Genomic DNA, 8,076 nt, shown 5'->3' with positions numbered 1-8,076 from the left:
GCCGCCACCGAGGCCGACAACGTGCTGCCCGGGGCCCTGGCCGCGGCCGCCGGCGCCTTCGCCGTCGCGGCGGTCCTGGTCTCGGCCTCGCTGCGCCTGTGGACCCAGCGCGCCGCCGTCCAGCCCCTGTTTCGCGACATCGCCGCGATCCTCCAGGCCCTGGAGCCGGCCCCGGTCGGCGGCGTGGCCCGGGCCGCCGCGCCCTTCCCGCAGGCCGGCCCCCTCGCGGCGCGGGGCGTCGGCGCCTACGACCCCGCCAGCGGCGAGCGGCTGACCGGCGTCGACCTGACCCTGACGATGCCCGCCCACGTCGCCATCGTCGGCCCGCGCGGCAGCGGCGTGCGGGCCCTCGCGGCCCTGCTGGCCGGCCAGATCGAACCGACGGCGGGGGCGCTCACCTATGGCGGCGCGCCGTTCAAGGCCTTCGATCCGGCCGAGCGGGCCCGGCGGATCGCGCTGGCCGGCGCGGAAGCGATCCTGATCGAGGGGACGCTGCGCCAGAACCTGCTCTACGGCGCCCGCAGCGGCGACCGCGAGGCCTCGGGGCTCGCCGAGCGCATCGCCATCCTCAAGCTCACCGGGCTCGACGCCTTCGTCTACGAGCGCGGCCTCGAGGCCTCGGTCGATCCGCAGGACGACCCCGCCACGGCGGGCGCGGTGGTCGCGGCCCGCCGGGCCGTGCGCGAGGCCCTGGCTGTCGAGGGGATCGAGCGGCTGGTCGAGCCGTTCGACCCCGCCCGCTACAACCATCAGGCCGATCTCGGCGAGAACCTGCTGTTCGGCGAGGCGGTCGGCCCCGCCTTCGCCCCGGGCCGGCTCGCGGCGCACCCTTATCTGCGCGCGGTGCTGGAGGCGGAGGACCTGACCCGGACGCTCGTCGATGTCGGCCTCCAGGTCGCCCGCTCCACCGTCGAGATCTTTTCGGATCTCCCCGACGACCATCCCCTGTTCGAGACGTTCTCGCTGTTTCCCGCGGCGGAGCGGGGCTACTTCGAGGATCTCGTCGCCCGCCAGCCCGAGGCGCGGGGTTTTCGCCGCGGGCCCGCCGGGCAGCGCGACCGCGAGCGGCTGATCGGGCTGGCGCTCCGCTACAACGAGACGCGCCACCGCTTCGGCCTGATCGACGAAGGCCTCGAGGAGCGACTGGTGGCCGCCCGCCACTCCTTCGCGGCGCTCCTCCCGGCCCGCTATCGCGAGAAGGTGGAGTTCTACGATCCCGCCCGGCTCACCGCCGCCGCGAGCCTGGAGGAGAACCTGCTGTTCGGGCGCATCACCCAGGGGGAGGCGGGCGCGGAGGCGCGGGTGCGCGCCCTGGTGCGACGGGTTTTGGCCGAGCAGGGGCTGGAGCCCACCGTGTACCGCCTCGGGCTCGCCACCCGCATCGCGGCGGGGGCGGCGGGCGCCGCCCCGGGCCAGCGGGCGGTGCTGGGGGAGGGCGCCATCGGACCGCGCGAGCGCGTGGCGATCGAGTTCGTGCGCTGCCTCGTGCGCCGGCCCGACATCCTCGTGGTCGGCCTGACTCTCGACGAGCGCAAGCCCGACGAGGTCACCGCCCGGATCGCGCGCCTGCGGGCCCTGCGGGCCGGCGCCGGCCTGATCGTCTGCCTGCCCGACGAGGCGACCCTGCGCCGTCAGGCGCCGTTCGACGCGGTGCTGCGGGTGGAGCGCAACACGGTGGTGACGGTGAACGGCCGGGAACCGGCCGAGGCCGCCCTCTGAGCGCGCCGTTTCCCCGCAAATCCGCCTCAAACCCCGAGCAGGACTGGGCCCGCGTCGCCGCAGGCGACGCCGGCTCTTCCCGCCGGTCTCGATCGAGACGGTGCATGGTTCCCCCGAACGCCCCAGCGATCCCGCCGCGCCTGCTGCGCGCCCTTCTGCCGGTCCTGCTGCTGCTGATGGCCGGCCTTCCCGGCCCCGCCCGGGCCGACAAGGCGAGCCAGCCGATTCCCGCCGCGACATTGGCGATGATGGCCGCCAAAGGCACGAGCGCCGCCGCGCCGATCCTGCTGCGGGCCTACAAGAAGGAATCCGAGATCGAACTGTGGAAGCGGAACGGTTCCGGCCGCTACGTCCCGATCAAGACCTATCCGATCTGCCGCTGGTCGGGACAGCTCGGCCCCAAGACGAAGAACGGCGACCGGCAGACGCCGGAGGGGTTCTACACCGTGGCGAAAAGCCAGATGAACCCGAATTCGCGCTACTACCTCTCCTTCGACATCGGCTACCCCAACGCCTACGACCGGGCCCGCGGCGCGACCGGATCGGCGATCATGGTGCACGGCATCTGCTCGTCGATGGGCTGCTTCGCCATGACCGACCAGGTCGCGGGCGAGCTGTTCTCGGTTGCCCGCGAGGCCTTCGCCGGGGGGCAGACGGCCTTCCAGTTCCAGTCCTTCCCCTTCCGGATGACGGCCGCGAACATGGCCCGCGCCCGCTCCGATCCGAATATCGGCTTCTGGCGCCAGCTCAAGGAGGGCTCGGACCGCTTCGAGGCGACCGGCGAGGAGCCGGTCGTCACCGTCGCGAACGGGCGCTACGCCTTCCTGCCCTCGAAGGATCCCACCCGGGAGGAGGCCGCGCTCGCACTCCACCGGGACGAGAACCGGCGCATCGCCGAGACCGTCGAGGAGGGGGCCGCCGCCCTGCGCACGACCTATTCGGATGGCGGCCAGCACGCCTTCTGGGCCCACCGCATCCGCCAGGGCTTCCCGGTCGGCGATATCAGCCGCCCCGAGGCCCTGGCCTATGCCGGTCAGGAGGTCGTGCTGATCCCCGCCCGCCGGAAGCCCGCCCCGCCCGCGATCCTGCCGGAGACCCTGTGGGCGGCCGTGATCGGGCCCGGCACCCCGTATTTCCCGCGGCGCGTCGCCGATTGGTCGCCCCAGGCCGAGCCCGCCCGCTTCCCCGAGCCGGCCACCCGCTACGCGCAGTCGCTGCCGATCCTCCTGCGGGCGACGCTCGACGGGCAGGTCGGGCTGCCCGACCCCGCCGCTCTGCACGCTGCGGTCGAGAAGGTCGCCCGCGCTGATTGAGAACGGATCAAAACGCTGTGTGCGTGCCCGCACACGGACCCACGTGGCGTCCCCCCATGTCAGCACGGTACACTCCGGCCTCGTTAAAGGGCCGAAGGACCGCCGCGGATCGTCAAGCGGATGCGTGCGGCGGCGCTGCCACTGCGGAATGCCCGGGACCGAGCCGGGCCACGGTATCGACCCATGACCCTGACGAGTCCAGCCAAGGACGACGCCCTCGTCCTGCGTTTCTGGGGCGTGCGCGGCTCTACGCCCGTGAGCGGCCCCGAGACGGCCGAGTTCGGTGGCAACACCCCCTGTCTGGAAGTCCGCTGCGGCGAGCGGCTGTTCGTGATCGATGCCGGCTCGGGGCTCTCTGCCTTCGGCCGCGGCAGCCGCGAGGGGCTGCCCAAAGAGATCGACCTCCTGTTCAGCCACCTCCATCTCGACCACAGCGCCGGCCTGCCGTTCTTCAAGCCGGCCGTCCTCGACGCCGAGTGCACCATCAACACGTGGTGCGGGAATCTCGACGGAGCGAGCGCGCAGGGCGCCCTCGACCGGCTGTTCTCGCCGCCGCTCTTTCCCGTCACCCTCGACATCCTGCCCTGCACCTTCCGCCATCACGGCTTCCAGGCCGGCGAGACGCTGACCTTCGCCGACGGCGCGCGCGTCGACACCATCCTGCTCGACCATCCCCAGGGCTCGACCGGCTTCCGCTTCGATCACGGGGGCAAGCGGCTCTGCGTCATCAGCGACATCGAGCACGGTGCGCATTGGCCCGACCCGGCGCTCTGCCGCTTCGTCGAGAATGCCGACCTCATCGTTTACGACGGCATGTTCACGGAGAGCGAGTATTCGCGCTGCTGCGGATGGGGCCATTCCACCTGGCAGAAGGGCGTGGAGCTGGCCAAGGGCGCGGGCGCCAAGGCGCTGGCGATCATCCATCTCCACCCGGCCCATTCGGACGCCCAGTTGCGCAAGGTCGAGGCCGAGATGCAGGCCGAGATGCCCACCGCCTTCATCGCCCGCGAGCGGCAGTCGATCGAGGTGGGCCGTCCACTGGTGGGCCTCGCCGAGCCGCCGGTTCTGGCGCTCGCGCGGCGGGCCTGAGGCATCACGCGAAGGCTTTGCCGGACGGTTCGGGCCGAACGGTCGCCCGGGAGTGCGAAGCGGCCCGCAGCCGAAGCCGGCCGCGGGCCGCGCACGGCGTTCAGGCCGCGCGGACGGTGGCGAGGAAGCGGTGCACCTCGACCGAGAGGTGCTCGGACTGACGCGACAGCTCCGACGCGGACACGAGCACCTGGCTCGCGGCCGCCCCCGTCTCCTCCGAGGCCTGCGCCACGCCCGCGATGTTGCTGGTCACCTCGGTGGTGCCGACAGAGGCTTCGGCGACGTTGCGCACGATCTCCTGCGTCGCCGCGCCCTGCTGCTCGACCGCCGCCGCGATGGTCGCCGCGACCGCGTTGATCTCGCGGATCCGGGCCGTGATCGAACCGATCGCCCCCACGGCCTCCTCGGTGGCCCCCTGGATCTGGCCGATCTGGCCCGAGATTTCCCCGGTCGCGCGGGCGGTCTGGTTCGCCAGCTCCTTCACCTCCGCGGCCACGACCGCGAAGCCGCGACCGGCCTCGCCGGCCCGGGCCGCCTCGATGGTGGCGTTGAGCGCGAGCAGGTTGGTCTGGGCCGCGATGGTCGTGATCAGCTGCACCACGTCGCCGATCCGGATCACGTCCTTGCTCAAGGCGTTCACGAGCGAGGCGGTCCGGTCCGCCTCGGCCACCGCCTGCTGGGCGAGATGGGCCGAGCCGGACACCTGTCGGCCGATCTCCTGCACCGAGGCCCCGAGCTCCTCGGCGGCGGAGGCCACCGTGTTGACGTTGGCGGCCGCCTCTTCCGCCGCGGAGGCGACGGTGGTCGACTGGCTGGCGGTCTCCTGCGCGTTCGCGGTCATCTGCTGCGCGGTCGCCTGCAATTCGGTGGCCGAGGAGGAGACCATGCCGACGATGCCGCCGACAGCTCCCTCGAACCCGTCGGCGAGTTCGATCATCGTGCGCTTGCGCTCGGCCGCCGCCGCGTCGTCGGCGATCTGCTTGCGCTCGGATTCCTCGGCCGCCTTCCGGGCCACCATCGTCTTGATGCCCTCGACGGCCCGTCCCAACGCGCCGATCTCGTCGCCGCGCGTCGCCTGACGGATCGTCGCGTCGATCTCGCCCTGCGCCATCCGGTTCAGGACGACGACGAGCTGCGAGAGCGGCCGCGTGATTCCGAAGATCACGATCACCCCGGACAGGATCGCGGCGACGAGGAGTCCGATCCCGGCCAACAGGATCAGCTGGGTGACCGCCGACTTGACGGTCTGCTCGAGCTGGTTCGCCCCGGTATTCATCTCCGCGGTGATCGTGTTCGTGCGCGCCTCGACCAGCTCGTTGAGCTTGGCCCGCGCCGGCTGTCCCTCCTCCAGCACGATCTTCAGCGCGGCATCGCTGTCGTTCCGGATGCTGACGGCGATGGCCCGATCGATGACGCCGAAGTAATCCTCGATCATCTTGCGCACGTCTTTGCCGATCTGCGCGCGCGCCGGCGTGTCCGCCAAGGCGATCAGCCGATCGACGCTTTGGTACACCCGCGCCACGGTGGCGTCGTACTTCGTCTTGTTGAGCCCGAGCCGCTCCTTCCTCGTATCGAGGATGATGTTGCGGCTCAGCAGCGCGGCTTCGGCGAGGCCGGCCTGCATTTTGAGGTAGGATTCCTGCCGGGCCGTCAAGACGTCGGAAACATAACGCGACTGGACCGCGACGCCGTCCAGTGTTCCGCGCTCATGCACGATAAGTGCGGCCGCCATCGCTGCGATCAGTACAAGCGGCGCACAGAGCTTGAACAGAATGCCGATGCTGTTGATATATTTCATCATATTCAATCCATCTGACGCTACCGGGAGGGCAACACCAGACATCGATAAAAAATTTCAATAGAGAGTTAAAGGACCTGCCGGGGAATACCCCCCCCTCGACTCTGGAGCAAGTCTTGGCAAAGTGGCAGATGACGCCGCGCGCCTGTGCTTCAGGGCGTCCCGGCGCGTCCGTGCAGGTCTGCCCGTGATCGGGCGGCGTGCGGGCCTTTTCTGACGCGCGCGCGCCGCGGCGACGGGGGGGGCGGTTCGAGCCGCGAAGCCCCGGCGGATCTCGGGACGCGCGGCTCCCGACCGAGGCTCGGCCGCGGCCCGCCGAGGGTCGGACGGCTTGGCTCCCGAGGCCGGGCCTGCCGATCCGGTCACGCCACGCCGGCGCGTCGGGGCTCTGGCCCCTGCCACGCCGGCGCTGGGGGCGAGGCTCAGAGTGCCGTCGTCGCCCGGTCTCCCTCCTCGCGGCCGATCCGGCTGTGGCGGCGGCTCCAGGCGAAGTAGATCACGAAGCCGATGGCGAGCCAGATCAGCAGGCGCAGCCAGGTCTCGCCGTCGAGGGAGACCATCATGGCCGCGCAGGAGACGACGCCGAGGATCGGCACCAGCGGCACCAGCGGGGTGCGGTAGGCCCGCGGCGCGTCGGGCTGGGTCCGGCGCAGGATCAGCACGCCGATGCAGACGAGGATGAAGGCGAGCAGCGTGCCGATGCTGGTCATGTGGCCGAGCTGGGAGATCGGCAGGAAACCGCCGAGCGCGCTCGTGAACACCATGAAGAACAGGTTCGAGCGGTAGGGCGTCTTCCATTTCGGATGGATCGCCGAGAAGAAGCCCGGCAGGAGCCGGTCCTGGCTCATGGAGTAGAACACCCGGCTCTGGCCGAGCAGCAGCACCAGGATTACGGTGGAGAAGCCGCAGATCACCCCGAAGGTCACGAGGCCCTTGAGCCACGGGAACGGCGTCTGGGCGATCGCCGTGTTCACGGGCGCGGCGTCGCCCCGCATGGTGTCGTAGTGGACGAGGCCCGTCAGCACGCCCGCGAAGGCGATGTAGAGCACGGTGCAGATGGCGAGCGAGCCGAGGATGCCGATCATCATGTTGCGCTGAGGGTTCTTGGCCTCCTGCGCCGCGGTCGAGACCGCATCGAAGCCGACATAGGCGAAGAACACCACGCCCGCCGCCCGCATCACGCCGCTCCAGCCGTATTCGCCGAAGGTGCCGGTGTTGGCGGGCAGGAAGGGGTCGTAGTTCTGGGCCTTGATGTAGAACAGGCCCACGCCGATCACGGTCAGCACCACCGCGAGCTTGACCAGCACCACGATGCCGTTGACGCGGGCCGATTCCCGGATGCCGACCATCAGCAGGGCGGACGCCGCTACGATGATGAAGATCGCCGGCAGGTTGACGAGGCCGTGGGCCATCGTCCCGTCGGCGAGCTGGTAGGTCTCGAACGGCGAGTGGACGAGGGCCCCGGGCAGGCTGATCCCGAGCGTGTCGTGCAGGAAGCGGGTGACGTAGCGCGACCAGCTCACCGAGACGGTGGCGGCCCCGACCGCGTATTCGAGGACGAGGTCCCAGCCGATGATCCAGGCGACGAACTCGCCCATTGTAGCGTAGGCGTAGGTATAGGCCGAGCCCGCCACCGGAATCATGCCGGCGAGCTCCGAGTAGCACATGCCGGCGAAGGCGCAGCCGATCGCCGCGATGGCGAAGGAGATGACGACCGCCGGACCCGCATGCTCGGCGGCCGCGATGCCGGTGAGCGAGAACAACCCGGCCCCGATCACCGCACCGATGCCGAGCCCGACCAGGCTCCAGGGGCCGAGATGGCGTTCCAGCTTGTTCTCGCCGGCCTCCGCATCGGCGTTGAGACGCTCCAGCGTCTTGATCCGGAAGAGGTCGCTCGCCAAGCCTGACGCCATGTCGGTCCGTCACTCCCGCTGGACGGGAGGTCGTCCCGGTCCGGCTCTTGTTTTCGATGATCCTAAGTCAATCCCGAAACCGCCATCCGTGCAACGGGCTGACGCAAGTTTGAAGTGCAAGGGGCGGGCCGGGCGTGGGGGTGCAATTCGGAGCAAACGCCTGCCTGGCCGGCTTCTCACCATCCGAAGACGCATGGCCCAAGCGGGACAGGACGCCCCCGCTGTCTCCGCGCCACCTTCATGG

General features: G+C 70.7%; 5 protein-coding genes. 3 read left to right on the top strand and 2 right to left on the bottom strand.

Going from position 1 to position 8,076, the window contains the following annotated elements; all coding sequences use genetic code 11:
* The 3 genes from LW587_RS18755 to LW587_RS18745 form a co-directional block, all read left to right on the top strand.
* Window positions 1–1,719: ATP-binding cassette domain-containing protein (locus tag LW587_RS18755; RefSeq protein WP_232631111.1), on the top strand; the 1,719-nt coding region annotated here is incomplete at its 5' end.
* 104 nt (window positions 1,720–1,823) lie between these two features.
* Entirely contained in the window at window positions 1,824–3,032 is a 1,209-nt protein-coding gene (locus tag LW587_RS18750; RefSeq protein ID WP_442919170.1) for a L,D-transpeptidase family protein, read from the top strand.
* A gap of 183 nt (window positions 3,033–3,215) precedes the next feature.
* The gene (locus LW587_RS18745; protein ID WP_232631110.1) at window positions 3,216–4,121 is read left to right on the top strand and encodes an MBL fold metallo-hydrolase; all 906 of its coding nucleotides are present in this window, start codon (window positions 3,216–3,218) and stop codon (window positions 4,119–4,121) included.
* 100 nt (window positions 4,122–4,221) lie between these two features.
* Here the strand turns inward: LW587_RS18745 and LW587_RS18740 are convergent, their stop codons facing one another.
* Window positions 4,222–5,919: a methyl-accepting chemotaxis protein gene (locus LW587_RS18740; protein WP_232631109.1), complete on the bottom strand. Its 1,698-nt coding sequence runs from the start codon at window positions 5,917–5,919 to the stop codon at window positions 4,222–4,224.
* A 422-nt stretch (window positions 5,920–6,341) separates the two neighbouring features.
* Entirely contained in the window at window positions 6,342–7,832 is a 1,491-nt protein-coding gene (locus tag LW587_RS18735) for an amino acid permease (protein ID WP_232631108.1), read from the bottom strand.
* Between the last annotated feature and the right edge of the window lie 244 nt (window positions 7,833–8,076).

Origin of the sequence: Methylobacterium sp. Leaf118, from assembly GCF_920984675.1 — a bacterium.
Classification (GTDB): Bacteria; Pseudomonadota; Alphaproteobacteria; order Rhizobiales; family Beijerinckiaceae; genus Methylobacterium.
Note: the sequence above shows the minus strand (reverse complement) of the source record. Positions and strands in the feature narration are given on the sequence as shown.